Here is a 16,664-nt window from a genome sequence, read left to right as displayed (position 1 = left end):
AGATTTGAATCGCTATGTCAAGGGAGTTTAACTATTTCTCTGGAGAGCTCAAGTATTGTATTTGAAGCGCTTTGAAAGCAAGAAAGTCTAGGCAGTTGAACTTCATAAAAATAACTACCCCTCGCACTTTCCTGTTTGTATATTTTTTTAGCCCCTAGCGTAGTGGCTAAATTAACTATTATTTCTTCAAGCGTTTCTCTTTGTGAAAGCTCAGTGTTTTTTATAGAGGTACCAAAGGCGCTGCGATTGTTTTGGGGGGCAGGTATAATCTTGGCTCGGCTCATGATTGCTTCCTTAATGAGGTAGTTGAGCGATGTGTTTGGTTATCCAGCTAAAGACTCGTTACCCACAAGGGCTTTGGTAGCTGTAGGGTAATTGTTTTTCTAGGCGATCATGCAGTTCATATTAGTGGTCGACTATAGGAAAATAGTTAGGTACCAATGGAACAAAATATATCACTGAGGTAGATGCTTCCAATAACTAGGCTGCTTAGTAATATGCCAATGGTGAATGAGATTAAAAGAACCCAGAATGATACCCATGTAGCTTTGCCTAAAGTTGTGGCGTTCGCTCCAAAAAGCGTTAGCGGTTCATAACTGGTGTTGATTGTTTTTTTAGCTGTTAGACGGAAGTCAAGCAGGCGAGTTACTACCGCTGTAGAGCCTGCAATCGTTCCTATAAAGAGCGATAGAATTGCTAACAGATATAAAGCGGCGACCACTCCTGTCGGTTTGAATGATGTTTCATGCACAAGCGAAAATAGAAAGCCTAGCCCAGCGACAGAAAGCCCTGAAAATAGTGCTAAGGCAGTAGACAACTGACTAATAGTTTGCCCTTGCCATCTTACAAAACGCTCATTCGTCACATGGGTTTCCTTGTTGGTTAGTAGTTAGTTATATTATTTTGCTTCTAGAAGCACAGTATGCTGTTGCATCTATCAAAGTATTATTTCTTTCTCATGCAGCTTGTTAGCGTTAATTCGTCCTTGTAGTGTGTCAAGAAGGTGATCATATGTGCGTATTTCAATATTTAAGTTGTGAGCCATTTGTTTGCGACGTGCATTGTTATTTGTCAAGGTTTTATCTCGCCGCCCAATAATGATTAGGCCAGGTACTGAGCTTGATATTTCGGTCAAACCAAGTCCGCTCTCAGATTTTGGTCTGGAAGCATAGTTTTGGTTTGAATTTAACCAAATGCGCCAATCCTGTATTTGTCGTATTGCATGGTTTAGATACTGGGATGGGTCGCCGCTTTTGTTGAATAGTGGCCTGAGCGGGCTTTCAAGTTCAACTACTTGCCATTCAAACCCGATAGAACTTTTTTGTCCTATTATAAAATCTGTTACATGCTCGCTACCTAGTTTTTTCTTCGGGATGACCCATCGACCATGGCCACCACCGAAATGCTGTATCAGTATTTGAGGATGATTTTGTAGAAACTGTTGTATGTCTTCTTCGCAAGTGGCGTTATCAAGAGCACTCGTGAACGCCTCAACATCGCTCTGCTTCACCTGATCCCACCATGTAAAATAGTCACCTAGAGGATCTTCGCTTAATAAACGCTCGCAGGCTTCACTTGCTGAGACTACTTTCATTGGTTACTCCAGGTGAGGTGTGGCACTGGTGTACAAATGTGCCATGCCGCGCTGGTAAAGGACAGTATTGCTGAACTGTTCCCACGATTGCTGCCTAAAACTTAATTTGCCGAGAGATGATCAACCAATCTATCGCGAATCATCTCCAGATCATCGCTGCTAAAGCCTAGCAGCTCACGTCGGTCATAGCGGGTGTCGGGTGAGGCTTTTCCTGGGCGATCACGCAAGCCGTATTGGTGGATACGGGCAATGCGTGCGGTGCGCCCGAGAAAGCCAATACCGATGGTGTTTGCGGTGCTTTGTACCTTTAGATAGCGGGCTTGGCGTAGCTTGGTGAACATTTTGCGTTTGATGCGGCCTTGCTTTTGGCGCAGTTGGGCGCGGGCTTTGCGTGGCGCATAGGCTGTGCCGTCTGGGTTGCGCTGGGCGACCATGCGTTGCTGTTGGCTGCGGCGCAGTTCGCGGGCGATTCGGGTGTTGAGCTGGCGGCGTTCTTTGGGCTGCAGCTTATTGAGCAGGGCACCGGCCCAGTCTTCGAGTGCGCTTAGGTCATCAGCCACGGCTTGGCCCCGGTTGCGGTGTTTCGATGTCTACGCCGGTGGGCTCGGCGCAGGTCCAGCTGCTGAGTACTTCGCCGTCTGCGATCAGTTGCATGGATGTAGCAGGCAGTTGTTCGGTGTACTGCGGCTCTGGTGGGTGTGTGATTTGCAGGGTGCCGTCATCCAGCCGCTCAACTATCACGCGCTCGGTTAAGGGCAGAGTGAGCGACATATCGACCTGATTTTCATCAATTACATCCACTTCAAACTGTATGGCCTCTTTGTTTTTTTCGTGGTTGGTCATGAGTTCGGATTGGTTGACCAGGATCCATGCCAGCAACGGCACTGCCACGGCATCGGGTGAGCCGGTGTAATCGGTGAGGATGATGTTGAGGGTGTAGCTGTATTCAAATGACAGACCCGGCGCTGCTGTTGCGCGAATGCGGCCCTGGTCTACGAATATCAGCAGGCGCTCGGGGTTGTGCTTGAGCTCCGGCAAGTTAGCCAGCAAGTGGGTGCGCAGGCTGTTGAGTTTATTCATTGGGCTGCCTCTGCCGGGATAGCCAGGCGCTGTTGGCAGGCGTAAACGGCGTCTACTTGTGCTGCGCAGGTGGCCCAGTCTGTTTCGATTCGCTCGATATCGGTTAGCAGAGCGCCGTTGCTGTTAGGGCTGGTCGGTGACAGAGTGCAGGGCGTTACCGCTGAACAACCATTGATGATAAGCGTCGGCGCCGGTGATGGCGGGGCGCTCGCGCAAGCTGCCAACAGGCTCAGGCAAAGGCTGAGTAGCCCAGTTTTTAAAGGCTTGGTTTTCACGTTTGAGCCTCTCAATTTGTTGCGAACGCTCGCTAAGGCTTTGGCGCAGCAGGTCTTGGGTTTGGCGCAGGCTGACTTGGGCGTTGCGCTCGGTTTGCAGCAGCTGGGCCAGTTGATTGGCTTTGCCGGTTTCGCGGTTTGCTTCTTGCTGCCAGTGGCTGGCCAACTGTGCGCTGGCATCTGCTTTGGAGTCAGCAGACACGATGCGCTGTTGCTGGCCCCATACAAGCAAGCCAAGGGCTGCAAGCAACGCAATGCCCAGCAGGGCTTGGCGCAGGGTGCTCATGCGGCGACAGGCTCAGGTTGGCATTGAGCGTGCTGCGAGTAGGCGTGCTCAAGTTTGGTGTCGTACTGGTTGCGGGCGTAGTTGGGGCCGTTGTAGCGCTTGGCAAACTCGGCCCATTTTTTTGCCTTGAGTGCTTTGTGCAGGGCTGGGTCTGCCTCAATGAAACGCACAAACGCCTCAAGCTGCTCGGCCTCGCTTTTGGCCATGCGCTCCGCAAACTCTTGCACGCTGCTGTAGCCGAGCAACTGCCAGTGAAACCCCATGATCTGAAACGCGCCCCAGCTGGCCGATGCCAGAGCGCTTGTGTCGTCGAGCATGCGGGCACGCGCCAGGCGTTGGTGCTCAGCTGTGCCGCCCGCGTAACCGCCTGGCTTGGGGTTGACCAGGTTGGGGTAAGTGATAGCCAGTTCATCTGCATGCATTTTGAGCTGTACTGCGTTGTCGCCTTCATGCACTGGGGTGCATAGCTGGCGGTACATGATGTGACGCTCAAACAAAACCGTAGGCTTGCCGTTGCTGGCAAAGCCGTTGCCGAGGCTTTCCACTTGGTTGATGGCGTAAATGCTGGCGAGGTCTACGCCCAGGCGTTTAGCCGCGGCTGCAAGATCGGCATGGCTAAGCAGGTGTGAGCAGTCTGCACCAGCCAACGCGCCTTGAGTTTTGGAGCCTGCTACGCCGTCATCAATTAACCCGACTTTGCGTTGATAGGCGCGCACGGCCTTTTCGGTTTCGTCGCCGTAGTTGCCGTTTACCTCCAGCTTGGCGCCGTTGGCATTGAGTTTTTTCTGCAGCTGGGCCACTGCTTGCGAGCGGTCGCCGGGGCGTAAAGTTGTAGTCATTGATTGAGCCTCAAAATTGCGGCGAGGTTGCCGCGTGAGCGATATACGAGGATGCACAACAACACGGCTATCGCGGTTTGCCATGGGCTGACGGTGGGTTGGTACAGCAGAATTTCGAGCCCGGAACACAGCAGGGAGGCGATGAGCATGCAGGCAATGAGTGAGATACCGCGCCGTTTGCGGCCTCCGTTGCGCTTGAAGCACACAAGGCGGATTGCCGAGGCAATGTAGGCAACAGCGGCTAGCAGTGGGAGCAGGGTGGTGATCATGGTTAATCTCCTCCGCCTCGTTTGAACCAAGCCGGAAGCATGCTCGAAAAGTCGGTTTTCTCGATCAGCTCAAGGGCTTTGAGTGCAAGGGGCACAACAATGATTGCCCCAACGAAGCCACCAGGGCCGGTTTGGGTGATTGGGGTTTGCGTGACTATCTCTGTGGCGCTGACGTACCCAACACAAGCGGAGATAATCAGCCCAAGCAGGCGTTGCCAAGGCTTGATTTCACGTTGATGCAGGGCGATGAGCGCAGCACCAATAATCGAGCCGAACAGTGCATTGCCGTCGAGCGTGGGCAAGAGTGTTGCGAGGCCAACACCTGCCGTTGCGGTGGCGACTACTGCAGCGCCGGTGGTTGGCTCAGGCATGGTGGTTCCTTAGTGTTGGATGTTGATTAATGCGCGTGTTCAGTCCCATAAATTCACCATTTGGCGTTGCTCAGCAGCGGCTTGGGCTGGAGGGAGTTGCACGCGGGTGCCATGGGGCAAGGTGGTGCCGAGTTCGGCTAAGCCGGGGTTGGCCAATAGCACTTGCTCAACCACGCCAGCGGTGCGGCCGTAATGCCGCCAGCACAGTTGGTCGAGGGTGTCGCCTTGCAGGGCGTGGGTGGTTTCCATCAGATGAGCTCAACCGTTGTGCGGCGCAGGCCGAGCAGATCACTAACCGCCCAGTGGGCATCGCGGCGCAGCTCATCAATCGAGGTGGTGAGTTCTTCGGCGTTTTTCTCGCCGGTGTTGGTGGTGTCGTAGCTGCGGTAACGCTCAGCCACTTCGACTGAGGTGCTGCAGTAAATGGCGCGCTGGTACTGGGCCTGCAGGATGCTTGTACCGTTGAGCTGCTCGTCGGGTACATCTGCGAGGGTGGCGTAGCCTTCGGCCTGCCAGCTGGCCTTGAGCGGCTTGAGCAGGCGGTTGACGTTGATCAGCGCGCCTACGATGGCCACTTCTAAGCGCTTGTTGGTGACGCTGGTATTTATGCGTTGGGCTTCACGCACGGCATTTGCATCTATATCAGGCCAAAAGCCGTCATTGCTCAGGGTGAATGCGGCGGCTGTGCCACCGGCAATGAATCCGCTCATTGTTTGGCCTGCAGTGTTGAATTAGTCGGCGGTGGTCGGGGCGTCACTTTGGGAAGGAGATAACCCTTGGATCGGCCCCGAGCCGCCGGGGTGCGTGGGGACGCTCAGTCAGCTGCCTGTTGTTGCGCAGCATGTTTTTTTAGGAAGCGCTCAACGCGATCCAAATCTTTTTTACCACCGCAGTTGGTGTGCAGCTCGATGGCGCGCATTAAGTGCAGCTTGGCGGTTTCCAGGTTGTCGTGGTCGGTTTCGGCCGGTTTGTCGTCGCTCACCAGGCCGCTGTAAATCTTGCCCATGGCCAGGTGCAATTTGGCTCTGGCTTGGTCGGGCATGTCTTCGTTGGCGGTCAGTTCGGCAACGGTGAGCAGGGTTTGCAGCGGGAAAATACGGGACTGTTTGAGGGCGTTGATTGCAGCGGTTGCTACTTCTTCGGCAATGACACAGCCCAGAGTTCGCTCAAAACGGTCTGGCATGGCCAGTTTGTGTTTGAGCGCGTAGGGGACGATTTCGAGGGCGCCGTCGAAGTCTGCGCAGTCAATGCGCCAGATCATAACTGTGACCAGCACTTCGTCTTGAGCACCATTGCCCGCTGAGAGCACGCCCTCAACATAGGGGCCGTACTCTGGCAGCAAGGTTTTTTTCAGCGCAATTTTTGCCTCTGTACCTTGGATATTCTTGAGGCGCAGGCGATCTTGGGCCATTTGGGCAAGCTGCAGCTCGTAAGCTGTTGCGCCCTCCATCGATTGTGATGGGCCAGCAAGTGCCGCCGCTGCGGTGGCGGCGGTTACTCGCTGAAAGTGGCGACGGCAAGGATTGCTCATAGTCGTTGTTCTCAGCTCAGGGTGATATTTTCGGCTTGTGCTGCGCAGCCCAGGTCTTCGATCACGTATGCCTCATTGACTGACTCGTAGTTTTCGATGCGATCACGCTTGGCGTTATCAACTACGGTGCGGCGGCGGGTGCCTTCTTGCCAGTACAGCGAGAGGTTATCGAGGCGCGTCACCAACAGGCCGTTTGCGGGGAAGTGCGGAACGCGAACAGCGGGCAAATTGCCGATGCGCTTTTGACTGGTCACAATGTCCGCTGCGAGCATTTCGGTCGGTGCTTGGGTCTTGTTGATGATTGGGAAGTACTTGTCTGCAAGCAGGTGGCGACCGCAGATAACTACAAGCTCCGAGTCTTCCTGATACCAAGGGTCGATAAGCTCATTGACCATGCTGAATACCAGGGCATCGATGTTGGCGAAGTCTTTGCCGTCGCCAATTTCAATTTTGCCGCTGCCATCCACGATCTCGGTCAATACGCGGGCGGCATTTTCGGTACGCATTTTCTGCAGCCAGCCGATGTTTACGTCTTGCAGCAATGGGTTGGTCTGTGGGTTTGAGGTGGCTGCACGGCTTGAACCGTTCCAGCCAATCATGATGCGGTTGAGCGCTTGGGCCTTGATAATGGCGTCACGAATCTTCGCCTGGAAATCGGGGAACTTGGCCCATTGATCCAGCTTTTGATAACGCAGGGCGGTATCAAAGTTGGTTTGGGTGCAGTGGTAGCCACGGTCATCGAGTGCAGTTGGGTCGCGCGGCACGCGGTCTTGGGCGGTGGTATCGGTAGTGCTGGCAATTGTGCCCTCAATGCCCATGCCGATTTTTTCGCCAGCTTGCTCGCTTACGCCATACATGTTGATCGAGCTCAGGAACGCGCTGGATTCCTGAATGCGTTTTTCAAGGGTTTGCGTGACGCTTGGCTCGGCGGTGAATTTGGTTGTGGCATCTGGAATGCCGTGCAGCTGTTGTAGCTGCTGCAGGTAGGCATTGAATAAAACTCTGGTGTTATTGCGCATGGTCGTTTCCTTCGGTTTACAGGCGTTGGTGGTTGCTGCCAGTGGCTTATCAGCAGTCGGTCACAATGCTGTCGCTGCCACCGGTAACCGGAGGTCGCGCTGGTTGGCTTGAGAGTTGAGTGGTGCTTAGCTGCTGCTTGAGCTCGTTGAATGCAGTACTCAGTTGGGTAAATTTTTCACTCAGGGCTGCGTGCTTGCTTTGCTCAGTGGCCAGATGTTCGCTGAGTTCTTTGCTGTGCTGGGCGATCGCCTCAACAGCCTCACCAACTGCTGAAAACTCGTTGTCATCCTTGGCCTGCTTGCCGCTGAGCAGGGTTTGAACCTTGCTGAACAGCGCTGCACCAATACTTGGTTTTTCTTCAATCTCTTCAAAGACCAGTTCGGCCTCCAGCGACTCGGTGAACATTGAGGTGTTGGAGAAGTGGCGGTCTTTGAATGGGCTTGAGTCTGGTTTTTGCGCCGAAAACTCCAGCACATCGGTGCCCAGGCTGGCCGGTGAGTCGGTAACGGCAAGGCCGACCATGTAAGCCTCGCCGGTGTCAGCAAAGCTGTCGTCGATTTCAATGGATGTGTAGATTTTTTGTTTGGCTTTGTTGAGCGCGATCAGGTCGGCGGTCGGTTCAATCTGGGCGAACAGAGCCAATTTTTTCTGGCCGTTGATATCAACTTCTTCGGCTTTTACCGCGAGTACATCGCCATAGGCTTTGAATGCCCCGTCTGGCATCAGGCTGCGAAAGTGCTCAAGCCATACGCGGGCGCCGTAGGTCGAGCGGTTGAAGTTTTTAGCGGCTTGCTCAAGCCAGCTGCGTTGAATTTTGCGTTTGTCTGATGTGGCACCTTCAACAGCGACGCGGAACCAGTTGGAGCGGAATTTTTTAGCAGCTGGGTTGGTTGAACTGGCCATTCGGGCTTTCCTCAATGCGGTGTCGGCGTTCTGCCGTTGCGTTGAGGGCATGGTCGGCAGCTAGGCGCTGTCGAGCAATGCGGGGCGCTTGTACGGGGCGGGCGCTACAGATGGCGCCGCTACTTAGGCTCGCGCGAGAGCGTCAGCATCTGCGCCATGAATGCTGCCGTTGAAATTCCTATCCGCGATAACCGCCGCCAGTCAAAGTTTCTGTACTGGACGGGGTGGCGTGTCACTGAAATTGCCGAGTTCTTGGGCGAGAAAGAAAAGACTCTGCACTCATGGAAAGCCCGCGACGAATGGGACAAGGCAGACAATGTTGAGCGCATTGGCGGGGCGTTAGAAGCGCGGCTTGTGCAGTTGATTTTGAAGGAAGGTAAAACCAGCGGCGATTTCAAAGAGATTGATTTGCTGCATCGCCAGCTGGAGCGCCAGGCACGAATTGCAAGGTATCAGGGTGGCGGTACCGAAACCGATTTGAACCCAGAGTTAGCAAAACGCAACGAGGGGGCAAAGAAGAAGCCCAAGCGTAACGAATTTGATGAGCAGATGATTGAGCTGCTCACCGAGGCGTTTGTTGAGGGCTGTTTTGATTACCAGTTGGATTGGTACCGTGCAGGCAATCAGCGCACTCGGGCACTTCTAAAAAGTCGTCAGATCGGTGCTACGTACTACTTTGCGCGTGAGGCGTTACTTGATGCCCTGGTGACCGGGCGCAATCAGATATTTTTGTCGGCCTCAAAGAATCAGGCGCACATTTTCAAGGCATACATTCAGGCCTTTGCGCGTGAGGTTACTGGTGTTGAGTTAACTGGTGACCCAATCATTCTGGCCAACGGTGCCGAGTTGCATTTTCTAGGTACCAATGCCCGCACCGCTCAGGGCTACCACGGTAACTTTTACTTCGATGAGTTCTTCTGGACGTTCAAGTTTAACGAGCTGAACAAGGTCGCCAGCGGCATGGCGATGCAGAAACAGTATCGACGCACCTACTTCTCAACGCCTTCAAGCATGGGGCATGAGGCCTACACCTTTTGGACAGGTGAGCGACACAACAAAGGCAAGCCAACGGCACAGCACCTGAACATCAATGTTAAGCATGAGTCGTTGCAGCCGGGGCGTTTGTGCGAGGACAAAATCTGGCGGCAAATCGTCACCATTCTCGATGCAGAGCAGGGCGGATGCGATCTTTTTGACATTGATGAGCTGCGCCTTGAGTACAGCGGGGAGGCATTCTCTAACCTGCTCATGTGTCAGTTTGTTGATGACGGGGCTTCAATCTTCCCGCTTAACGTGCTGCAAAAATGCATGGTCGATACCTTTTACGAATGGGGCGAGGACTACAAACCATTCGCGGCGCGGCCCTTTGGTGATCGAGCGGTTTGGGTTGGCTATGACCCCGCAGAAACAGGTGATTGTTCTGGTTTGGTGGTTGTGGCGCCGCCACTGGTACCAGGGGGCAAGTTTCGGGTGCTTGAGCGCCACCAGATCAGGGGCATGGACTTTGCCGCGCAGGCCGAAACTATCCGGCTGATTACTCAGCGCTACTGGGTGACGTATATCGGTATTGATACCACCGGCATGGGCTCTGGCGTGGCCCAGCTAGTAAAGCAGTTCTTTCCGAATGTGAAAACGTTTAGCTATTCGCCAGAGGTTAAAACCCAGCTGGTTCTCAAAGCCTATGACGTGATCCACAAAGGGCGCCTTGAGTTTGACGCCGGTTGGACGGATATGGCCCAGGCTTTGATGGCCATCCGCAAAACCATGACGGCCAGCGGTCGACAATCGACCTATACAGCTGGCCGCACAGACGCAACAGGCCATGCCGATCTGGCTTGGGCCTTATTTCACGCATTGCATAACGAACCGCTTGAGGGGCAGACAGCTGCCAACACTGGGCGGATGGAGATTTTTTGATGACTACAACAGGTACTGAGGTGGCGATCACTGCTGCCCAAGCAGAAAAGCCAAAGGGCAGCGTGGTGTTCAGCTTTGGTGAGCCCACTTCGGTGCTGTCATCGCGTGAGATTTTTGATTATCTGGAGTGTTGGTACAACGGGCGCTGGTATGAGCCGCCGCTTTCCCAGGACGGTTTGGCCCGCTCGGTAAAGGCCAGCGTTCATCTGGACTCTGGCCTGCGTTTTAAGCGCAATCAGCTGAGCCGGTCATTCATCCCGCACAAGCTAATGTCGCGCCAGGTCTTTAACCAGTGGGCGCTGGATTATTTAGCGCTGGGCAATGGGTATGTTGAAAAGCGGGTGTCTGTACTGGGCAACGCCATCACCCTGCAGGCGCCACTGGCTAAATACATGCGGGTTGGCAAAGACGATCGGTTCTTCCAGGTGCAGGGTTACCAGAATGAACACGAATTTGAAGCGGGCAGCATATTCCACCTCAGGGAGATGGATTTGCACCAGGAGATTTACGGCTTGCCGGAATGGGTGAGTGCGCTGCAGTCGGCGCTGCTTAATCAGTCCGCCACGTTGTTTCGGCGTAAGTACTACGAAAACGGAAGTCACGCAGGCTTTATTTTGTACATGACCGACCCGGCACAGGATCAAAACGATATCGATGATTTGCGCACTGCGCTGAAAAACTCCAAAGGGCCGGGCAATTTCCGCAACCTGTTTGTCTACGCGCCTGGTGGCAAAAAGGAAGGCTTGCAGATTATTCCGGTCAGTGAAGTGGCGGCGAAAGATGAGTTCAACTCGATCAAAGAACAAACCCGTGACGATGTACTCGCCGCGCTGCGCATGTACCCGCAGTTGATGGGCATCGTGCCAAAGAACGCTGGCGGCTTTGGCTCCATGAAAGAAGCCGGGGAAATGTACGCCCGCCTTGAGCTGGAACCACTGCAAGAGCAGTTCAGACAGCTCAACGACTGGGTGGGGGAGGAGGTTGTGCGGTTTAGGGCGTTTGAGATACCTGCGCAAGGGTAACCCCTTGCGCAGTATATGACTCAACTGTTCCATGGTGACACACTAATTCAAGATGCTTCGTCGATCAATCGTCAATGGCTTTCAAACATAGTTGGTGCTCCCCAGTCGCCAAGCTCTGGAGAGCGCGCTAAAGGATTTCCCTTAGTTGCATAAATATCATCTTGTTCGAAGTTAAATATTCTAGACTCAATATATCTGTGGGCTTTTGGGGGTAACGACTCATACCATTTTGGAGATAGTGCAACGTTTTCACTAATATCCAGGGCCGCATGTATTATGGCCTTGGCAGGGGAGCCGGAGTGAGCTAGTGACTCAAAAAACCTCACTGGAGCGTCGTTAGCATCATCGAGCCATGAAAATATAGCTGCGCACCCACTCTTTAGTGGAATGATCGACCCCATTAAAAATGATACTTTGACATTCCTGTTAGAAAGGTCTTGAAGCCGATTGCCGTTAAAGTCGGTGGTAGGTTCCGTCGCGAAGGACGCTACCAGAGTAGGCGGTTCTGGGAAGATCAAAGCCCGAGATATAAGCCTCCCCCAGTTTTTTTCTAGTAGCATTTCATCAAGTTTGCTCTTCAGAGACTCAATGTCTGATGCGCTTTCTAGAACCTCAGAAAGATACTTTTCCGCTTCCTCGCTGATATTTAACTCTTCTTTAATACCGTGCATCGCAGCGAACTGTTCTGCAGAAGGGAATGACTCAAATTGCTTCCGTTTGTAATAGCTTTCCCTTGCTACGGCACGATATGCGAGCATGAATAACTGCTCAGGGCTAAATTCAAACGGACGAGTTTCGATGCTCGCAAATAAATCTCTATCATGTGTACGGCAGAAACCGTTGAAAACAGAAACGTCTCTTAACCCTTGCAGTTCAAGGTTCATCGGAAATTTGTTGCGATCACTGCTCATATTTCCACGTATAGCGTAAACACGACCGTCTCGGGATATCGGTCTTAAAAAGGCCTCTCGGGATAGAGTGTGTGCCGATACAATCGGTCCTTCATGATCTGTATGCGGAGCTAAACAAACTTTTGTCGCATATAGTTTTTTAAATCGGTCGATGGTTTGGCCTACGGCCCGTCGACGCTCTGCTACCGCAAGTTCTTCTTCTTTCTTTCTATCTAGCGCCTGCTGTACTCGTTCCTCTTTATTACCGCGCGCCTTCGCCTGCCCCATTGCTTTCCCCAACCCTTCCAAAGTTATCCAATCATACAACAGCGCTCGTAAGTCAAGCTAAGCAACACCTGGCGCGCGCCGTCATCCCCCCACCTCGCCTTCGGTCTAGATAGGTCGTTTTTTCTTCACCCCTGCAAAGGGCTGCGTGCAGCCCTGTGTCTGCGCTAGACGGACTTTAGTTAGCTCTGAAATACCTGCGTAACCCTGCAACTAACGCCTTTCTTGCAGCCTTATGCGCAGCCTCACGATTGAGTGATTTTCGGGAGAGGGCTGGGAAAAAGGTAATTTTGGTTAGGTTTGGTTTTGGCATAGCTCAAACCCACGTGGCACTAGGGTTTGACGAATTACCTTTAGGGGTAATTTAAGGTAATTGATAAGGTAATTTTTTCGTAAGCCACTGTTTTATAAGGAATTTATAAAAGTGAATTATGACCTGCTCAAAAGGTAATTGACTAACCTATAAATTACTATTTTATTACCTTTAATAGATACATATAAGCTATTGATTTAAAAGGGATTAAATGGAGCATGCAAAATAAATTACCAAAATTACCTTTTTCCCAGCCCTCAACATAAAACGCTAACTCTCATGCTTAGGCGGGCTCTCGATGATCATTTGCTTATTCGCTAATAGATGCATGCATACGCTTAGCCTGGTGCACGCTCACCGTCACTACAGGCTATTGAGTGTCGTTTGACGCAGATACATACCTAGAAAAATTGGAGCTAGCGGCGGAAAAAACACCAGCGCCATCGGCTTGAGGGACAGGACGGATTGAGAGCTAGCGGAGGGCTAAAATCGTTTCCGCATTGTCGATCATGGCCCCCGTGGATAGGGGCTTAGGGGTAGGGCAGAATTTTCTTTATGCGGAAACGATTTTTAGATATGATTATGAAATACATGGTTTTTTGGCCGGATTGCAAATCCGTGAACGCCGGTTCGATTCCGACCTCAGCCTCCAAATAGAAAGCCTCGTAGATCAATGATTTACGAGGCTTTTTTATTGTGAAATAGGGGCTTGCGAGGCCTGCCTCGGCTGTATATAGTCCTCAACCACGCAAGCTACCAACACCGCCCCGATGGTGAAATTGGTAAACACAGCAGACTTAAAATCTGCCGACCGAAAGGTCTTGCCGGTTCGATTCCGGCTCGGGGCACCATATTCGATACCAAAAAGCCCCGCCGGGCAGTTCGACCGGCGGGGCTTTTTGTTGTGCTGTTGCAGTGTTTAAAACGAGGCAATTATCCGGCCGAGCGTGGCCATGGCTTCTTCACTTCGTGATGTCCAGGGATGCCCGCAGTTCAAGCGTGCGCAATTGCCGAACTGGCGAGTGGCGGAAAAGATTGGCCCGGGCGCCAAGCTGATGCCTTGGGCCAAAGCCAGCTTAAACAGCCGCAACGAATCAACCTGGCTGGGAAATTCAAACCAGAGAAAATAACCGCCAGCCGGGCGACTGACGCGGGTTGCAGCCGGGAAATGCCGGGCAGCTGCGGCGAGCATCGCATCCTGCTGGGTTTCCAGACTATGCCTGAGTTTACGCAAATGCCGGTCATAGCCACCGTGTTGCAAATAATCGGCCAGTGCTGCCTGGGCTGGCACTGAGGGCGAGATTGTGGTCATTAGACGTTGTCGGCTGACTTGCAAGGCATAGCGCCCAGCCGCTACCCAGCCAATGCGATAGCCGGGTGCCAGGCACTTGGAAAATGATCCGCAGTGCATGACAAGTCCTTCGTCATCATAGCTTTTCACCGGGCGAGGCGGTCGTGCGGTGAAACTTAATTCAGCGTAGACATCATCTTCAATCATGGGCAGTTGGTGCTGTTTTAGCAGCGAATAGAGTGCTTGTTTTTTAGCGTCGCTCATCGTTGCACCAACCGGGTTTTGCAGGCTGCTCATAAACCAGCAAGCTTTAATCGGCAGGTTTGCCAGGCTTTCTGCCAAGCAGTCGAGATCGATGCCTTCACGGGGATGCACCGGGATTTCAACCGCTTTCAGCTTCAGGCGCTCCAGTACCTGCAGCGTGGCATAGAATGTCGGCGCCTCAATGGCAACCAGGTCACCGGGCTGGGTGACGCATTGCAGGCATAGGTTCAGTGCCTCCATCGCGCCATTGGTGATGACCAACTCCTCGACCGGCAGCATCACGCCACTGAGCATGTAGCGCAATGCGATTTGCCTGCGCAGGTTGGGGTTGCCCTCGGTCATGTCGGCAATTATTGCGTTGGCTGGCATCGCGCGCAGGGTTTGCGCCATGGAGCGCGCCAGACGCTCCAGTGGGAAAAGGTCTGGCGAAGGAAATGCCGAGCCAAAGGGAACAGTGTCTGGGTCTTTGAGTGAGCCAAGCACCGAAAAAACCAGGTCACTAACCTCAACATTGGTGGTGTTTGCCTTTTGCTGACTGGCTTCGGGTTCGGCGAGTGGCTGTTGGGCCTGTTCCCGGACAAAGTAGCCAGAGCGGGCGCGGGCTTGAATCAGACCACGGTCTTCAAGCAGGTAATAGGCTTGAAATACCGTGGAAGGGCTGACGCCGAATGTCCTGCTGGCGTGGCGCACCGAAGGCACGCGTTCACCGGGTATCAACACCGCGCTGCGAATCAGCTCTGCAATTTCGTCCGCGACTTTTTCATAGCGTTTCATAGTGTTCTGATTGCCAGGGGTTAATGCTTCATACTTTACTGGCAGCGCACCGTGCATGCGATTGCTCAGCGAGTTGCGGGCGAAATAAAGGTGCTTTCAGTGCTGACCTGCTGCTCTGGCGATTCAATATTGGTCACCACAAAATTCAGGTGTTCAGCGCTTTTCACGGCTTCGGGTTTGAGCAAGGCAACACTGACCGGCATATCAATAATCTCCCCAGGAGCGAGCTTGATCTGTTGCGTGCCTTGCAGGGCAAATGCAGGGTTGCTGGTGAGCGCGAGAGCGTAACGCTGAGGTTGCTGGGTTTTATTGATGATTTTCAAACTGTAGATATTTTCGATCTGGCCTTGGCTGTTTTCACGGAACATTGCGCGGTCCTTGCTGACATCCAGCGAGATCAACGGTCGCGTCTGCAGCGCCCAGGTGAAGCCGACAAACATGAGCAGCAACACAGCTGCGTAGGCAACAAGGCGAGGGCGAAGCAGTTGGGTCACTGCACCCTTCAATGCGCGCTCAGAGCTGTAGCGCACCAGGCCGCGAGCATAGCCCATCTTGTCCATGACAGTGTCACAGGCGTCGATACAGGCGCCGCAACTCAGGCAGTTGAGTTGCAGGCCATCACGAATATCGATGCCGGTGGGGCAAACCTGAACGCATATCGTGCAGTCAATGCAATCACCCAGTCCTTGTGGTTTGGCATCAATGCCTTTGCGTCTTGGTCCTCGTGTCTCGCCCCGTGCGCTGTCATATGAGACCACCAGCGTATTGTCATCGAACATGACGCTTTGAAAGCGCGCGTACGGACACATGTCCAGGCAGACTTTTTCACGCAGCCAGCCCGCATTTAAATAGGTGGCGGCGGTAAAGAAAAACAACCAGAAAGCGGTCGAGCCATCGATATTCAACTGCAGGCTGTCGCTGACCAATTGCCGGATCGGGGTGAAGTAACCAACGAAGGTCAAGGCAGTTGCCAGGCCAACCACCAGCCACAGGCTGTGTTTAGCCGTGCGCCGCAGTAATTTGTTTACAGATAAAGGTGCGGCATCCAGCTTCATGCGTTGATGACGCTCGCCCTCGGTAAGTTGCTCAATGCGCATGAATATCCAGGTAAATACACTCTGCGGGCAGCTGTAGCCACACCAGACGCGTCCGGCAAAAACTGTAATAAAGAACAGCCCGAAAGCGGCGATGATCAAGATGGCGCAGAGCAAAATAAAATCCTGGGGCCAGAACGTAGCGCCGAAAATATAGAATTTTCGACCGGCAAGATCCCACAACACCGCTTGACGATCCCCCCACTTCAACCAGGCCGTACCGAAGTAGAGCAGGCACAAAAAACCGGCACCGTAGAGACGCAAATTACGGTAAAGCCCGGTAAAGCTGCGGGTATGGATGACGCCACCGGCTTGCGCAGGAGTAATGCGTAGCGGTGCAGATGGGTCGATGCTGTCGATTATTGTGGCGGGGATGCGGTCAGTCATGGCTAGCGCCTCACAGGCTGTATTTCAGGCGAGGGCTATGATCCTGAGACTTCTGTACTGATAACAGACTCAGTTTTTTAAATAAAATACATATCAGATGGCTTGGCTGTGGCGACAAACCTGTCCTGACAAGCGTTGGGTTGCGCTTCTTTGAGCTGAGGTAATAACTGGTACAGATCGACATCAGCCTTAAAAACTGATCTGCTGGTTTTTATTGGTTCTGAGTCTGGTTAGCCGGCCAGGGCTGGGTCATAGTGGG

20 protein-coding genes and 1 tRNA gene are annotated in these 16,664 nt (G+C 53.0%); 3 read left to right on the top strand and 18 right to left on the bottom strand.

Features of this window, described 5'->3' with window-relative positions:
• Nucleotides 1-17: 17 nt before the first annotated feature.
• From AACY26_RS05690 to AACY26_RS05620, 15 genes are all read right to left on the bottom strand, one after another.
• Complete coding sequence (locus AACY26_RS05690; protein WP_339511910.1) at nt 18-284, bottom strand: hypothetical protein; 267 nt, start codon at nt 282-284, stop codon at nt 18-20.
• A gap of 146 nt (nt 285-430) precedes the next feature.
• Complete coding sequence (locus AACY26_RS05685) at nt 431-865, bottom strand: hypothetical protein (protein ID WP_339511908.1); 435 nt, start codon at nt 863-865, stop codon at nt 431-433.
• 72 nt (nt 866-937) lie between these two features.
• The gene (locus AACY26_RS05680) at nt 938-1,594 is read right to left on the bottom strand and encodes a Shedu immune nuclease family protein (protein ID WP_339511906.1); all 657 of its coding nucleotides are present in this window, start codon (nt 1,592-1,594) and stop codon (nt 938-940) included.
• A 101-nt stretch (nt 1,595-1,695) separates the two neighbouring features.
• Entirely contained in the window at nt 1,696-2,154 is a 459-nt protein-coding gene (locus tag AACY26_RS05675) for a phage virion morphogenesis protein (protein ID WP_339511904.1), read from the bottom strand.
• On the bottom strand, nt 2,147-2,674 hold the full coding sequence (locus AACY26_RS05670) for a phage tail protein (RefSeq protein WP_339511902.1): 528 nt from the start codon (nt 2,672-2,674) through the stop codon (nt 2,147-2,149). The genes AACY26_RS05675 and AACY26_RS05670 overlap by 8 nt, the downstream gene beginning before the upstream one ends.
• Complete coding sequence (gene lysC / locus AACY26_RS05665) at nt 2,671-2,898, bottom strand: Rz1-like lysis system protein LysC (protein WP_445261280.1); 228 nt, start codon at nt 2,896-2,898, stop codon at nt 2,671-2,673. Before lysC ends, AACY26_RS05670 begins: the two co-directional genes overlap by 4 nt.
• On the bottom strand, nt 2,798-3,235 hold the full coding sequence (gene lysB / locus AACY26_RS05660; protein WP_339511900.1) for an Rz-like lysis system protein LysB: 438 nt from the start codon (nt 3,233-3,235) through the stop codon (nt 2,798-2,800). The genes lysC and lysB overlap by 101 nt, the downstream gene beginning before the upstream one ends.
• The gene (locus AACY26_RS05655) at nt 3,232-4,074 is read right to left on the bottom strand and encodes an N-acetylmuramidase family protein (protein WP_339511899.1); all 843 of its coding nucleotides are present in this window, start codon (nt 4,072-4,074) and stop codon (nt 3,232-3,234) included. Before AACY26_RS05655 ends, lysB begins: the two co-directional genes overlap by 4 nt.
• The gene (locus AACY26_RS05650; RefSeq protein ID WP_339511897.1) at nt 4,071-4,343 is read right to left on the bottom strand and encodes a phage holin family protein; all 273 of its coding nucleotides are present in this window, start codon (nt 4,341-4,343) and stop codon (nt 4,071-4,073) included. Before AACY26_RS05650 ends, AACY26_RS05655 begins: the two co-directional genes overlap by 4 nt.
• A gap of 2 nt (nt 4,344-4,345) precedes the next feature.
• A complete protein-coding gene (locus AACY26_RS05645) occupies nt 4,346-4,714 on the bottom strand; it encodes a putative holin (RefSeq protein ID WP_339511895.1) in 369 nt (122 codons plus the stop codon).
• Nucleotides 4,715-4,753: 39 nt separating this feature from the next.
• Nucleotides 4,754-4,963: a tail protein X gene (locus tag AACY26_RS05640; RefSeq protein WP_339511893.1), complete on the bottom strand. Its 210-nt coding sequence runs from the start codon at nt 4,961-4,963 to the stop codon at nt 4,754-4,756.
• Nucleotides 4,963-5,424 (bottom strand): head completion/stabilization protein, encoded by a 462-nt coding sequence (locus AACY26_RS05635; protein ID WP_339511891.1) that lies wholly within the window; start codon nt 5,422-5,424, stop codon nt 4,963-4,965. The genes AACY26_RS05640 and AACY26_RS05635 overlap by 1 nt, the downstream gene beginning before the upstream one ends.
• 104 nt (nt 5,425-5,528) lie before the next feature.
• On the bottom strand, nt 5,529-6,245 hold the full coding sequence (gpM, locus tag AACY26_RS05630) for a phage terminase small subunit (protein ID WP_339511889.1): 717 nt from the start codon (nt 6,243-6,245) through the stop codon (nt 5,529-5,531).
• Nucleotides 6,246-6,256: 11 nt separating this feature from the next.
• A complete protein-coding gene (locus AACY26_RS05625) occupies nt 6,257-7,264 on the bottom strand; it encodes a phage major capsid protein, P2 family (protein ID WP_339511887.1) in 1,008 nt (335 codons plus the stop codon).
• Nucleotides 7,265-7,313: 49 nt separating this feature from the next.
• Nucleotides 7,314-8,168, bottom strand: coding sequence for a GPO family capsid scaffolding protein (locus tag AACY26_RS05620; RefSeq protein ID WP_339511886.1), 855 nt, complete (start codon nt 8,166-8,168; stop codon nt 7,314-7,316).
• Between the two features lie 156 nt (nt 8,169-8,324).
• Here AACY26_RS05620 and AACY26_RS05615 point away from each other — a divergent pair, with 156 nt between their 5' ends.
• Both AACY26_RS05615 and AACY26_RS05610 read left to right on the top strand, forming a co-directional pair.
• The gene (locus AACY26_RS05615; RefSeq protein ID WP_339511884.1) at nt 8,325-10,085 is read left to right on the top strand and encodes a terminase ATPase subunit family protein; all 1,761 of its coding nucleotides are present in this window, start codon (nt 8,325-8,327) and stop codon (nt 10,083-10,085) included.
• Nucleotides 10,085-11,107 carry a phage portal protein gene (locus tag AACY26_RS05610; RefSeq protein ID WP_339511882.1) on the top strand — a complete coding sequence of 341 codons (1,023 nt, stop codon included), beginning with the start codon at nt 10,085-10,087 and terminating at the stop codon, nt 11,105-11,107. The genes AACY26_RS05615 and AACY26_RS05610 overlap by 1 nt, the downstream gene beginning before the upstream one ends.
• 71 nt (nt 11,108-11,178) lie before the next feature.
• Here AACY26_RS05610 and AACY26_RS05605 read toward each other — a convergent pair whose 3' ends face one another.
• Nucleotides 11,179-12,324 (bottom strand): hypothetical protein, encoded by a 1,146-nt coding sequence (locus AACY26_RS05605; protein WP_339511880.1) that lies wholly within the window; start codon nt 12,322-12,324, stop codon nt 11,179-11,181.
• Nucleotides 12,325-13,359: 1,035 nt separating this feature from the next.
• Here AACY26_RS05605 and AACY26_RS05600 point away from each other — a divergent pair.
• Nucleotides 13,360-13,446 (top strand) — tRNA-Leu (locus AACY26_RS05600).
• A gap of 68 nt (nt 13,447-13,514) precedes the next feature.
• Here the strand turns inward: AACY26_RS05600 and mapR are convergent.
• Both mapR and ccoG read right to left on the bottom strand, forming a co-directional pair.
• Nucleotides 13,515-14,924: a GntR family transcriptional regulator MpaR gene (mapR, locus tag AACY26_RS05595; protein WP_339511878.1), complete on the bottom strand. Its 1,410-nt coding sequence runs from the start codon at nt 14,922-14,924 to the stop codon at nt 13,515-13,517.
• A 65-nt stretch (nt 14,925-14,989) separates the two neighbouring features.
• On the bottom strand, nt 14,990-16,405 hold the full coding sequence (gene ccoG, locus AACY26_RS05590; protein ID WP_339511876.1) for a cytochrome c oxidase accessory protein CcoG: 1,416 nt from the start codon (nt 16,403-16,405) through the stop codon (nt 14,990-14,992).
• Nucleotides 16,406-16,664: the final 259 nt, after the last annotated feature.

Source organism: Pseudomonas sp. RL_15y_Pfl2_60 (genome assembly GCF_963970595.1).
Classification (GTDB): Bacteria; Pseudomonadota; Gammaproteobacteria; order Pseudomonadales; family Pseudomonadaceae; genus Aquipseudomonas.
The sequence above is the reverse complement of the archived record's forward strand: the minus strand, read 5'-3'. Positions and strand labels throughout refer to the sequence as shown.

Coding starts and splice junctions, on each gene's coding strand:
- mapR (WP_339511878.1), bottom strand. CDS start 14,924: ATGAAACGCTATGAAAAAGTCGCGGACGAAATTGCAGAGCTGATTCGC.
- AACY26_RS05625 (WP_339511887.1), bottom strand. CDS start 7,264: ATGCGCAATAACACCAGAGTTTTATTCAATGCCTACCTGCAGCAGCTA.
- gpM (WP_339511889.1), bottom strand. CDS start 6,245: ATGAGCAATCCTTGCCGTCGCCACTTTCAGCGAGTAACCGCCGCCACC.
- AACY26_RS05615 (WP_339511884.1), top strand. CDS start 8,325: ATGAATGCTGCCGTTGAAATTCCTATCCGCGATAACCGCCGCCAGTCA.
- AACY26_RS05640 (WP_339511893.1), bottom strand. CDS start 4,963: ATGGAAACCACCCACGCCCTGCAAGGCGACACCCTCGACCAACTGTGC.
- ccoG (WP_339511876.1), bottom strand. CDS start 16,405: ATGACTGACCGCATCCCCGCCACAATAATCGACAGCATCGACCCATCT.
- AACY26_RS05650 (WP_339511897.1), bottom strand. CDS start 4,343: ATGATCACCACCCTGCTCCCACTGCTAGCCGCTGTTGCCTACATTGCC.
- AACY26_RS05645 (WP_339511895.1), bottom strand. CDS start 4,714: ATGCCTGAGCCAACCACCGGCGCTGCAGTAGTCGCCACCGCAACGGCA.
- AACY26_RS05610 (WP_339511882.1), top strand. CDS start 10,085: ATGACTACAACAGGTACTGAGGTGGCGATCACTGCTGCCCAAGCAGAA.
- AACY26_RS05680 (WP_339511906.1), bottom strand. CDS start 1,594: ATGAAAGTAGTCTCAGCAAGTGAAGCCTGCGAGCGTTTATTAAGCGAA.
- AACY26_RS05635 (WP_339511891.1), bottom strand. CDS start 5,424: ATGAGCGGATTCATTGCCGGTGGCACAGCCGCCGCATTCACCCTGAGC.
- AACY26_RS05690 (WP_339511910.1), bottom strand. CDS start 284: ATGAGCCGAGCCAAGATTATACCTGCCCCCCAAAACAATCGCAGCGCC.
- AACY26_RS05620 (WP_339511886.1), bottom strand. CDS start 8,168: ATGGCCAGTTCAACCAACCCAGCTGCTAAAAAATTCCGCTCCAACTGG.
- AACY26_RS05670 (WP_339511902.1), bottom strand. CDS start 2,674: ATGAATAAACTCAACAGCCTGCGCACCCACTTGCTGGCTAACTTGCCG.
- AACY26_RS05655 (WP_339511899.1), bottom strand. CDS start 4,074: ATGACTACAACTTTACGCCCCGGCGACCGCTCGCAAGCAGTGGCCCAG.
- lysB (WP_339511900.1), bottom strand. CDS start 3,235: ATGAGCACCCTGCGCCAAGCCCTGCTGGGCATTGCGTTGCTTGCAGCC.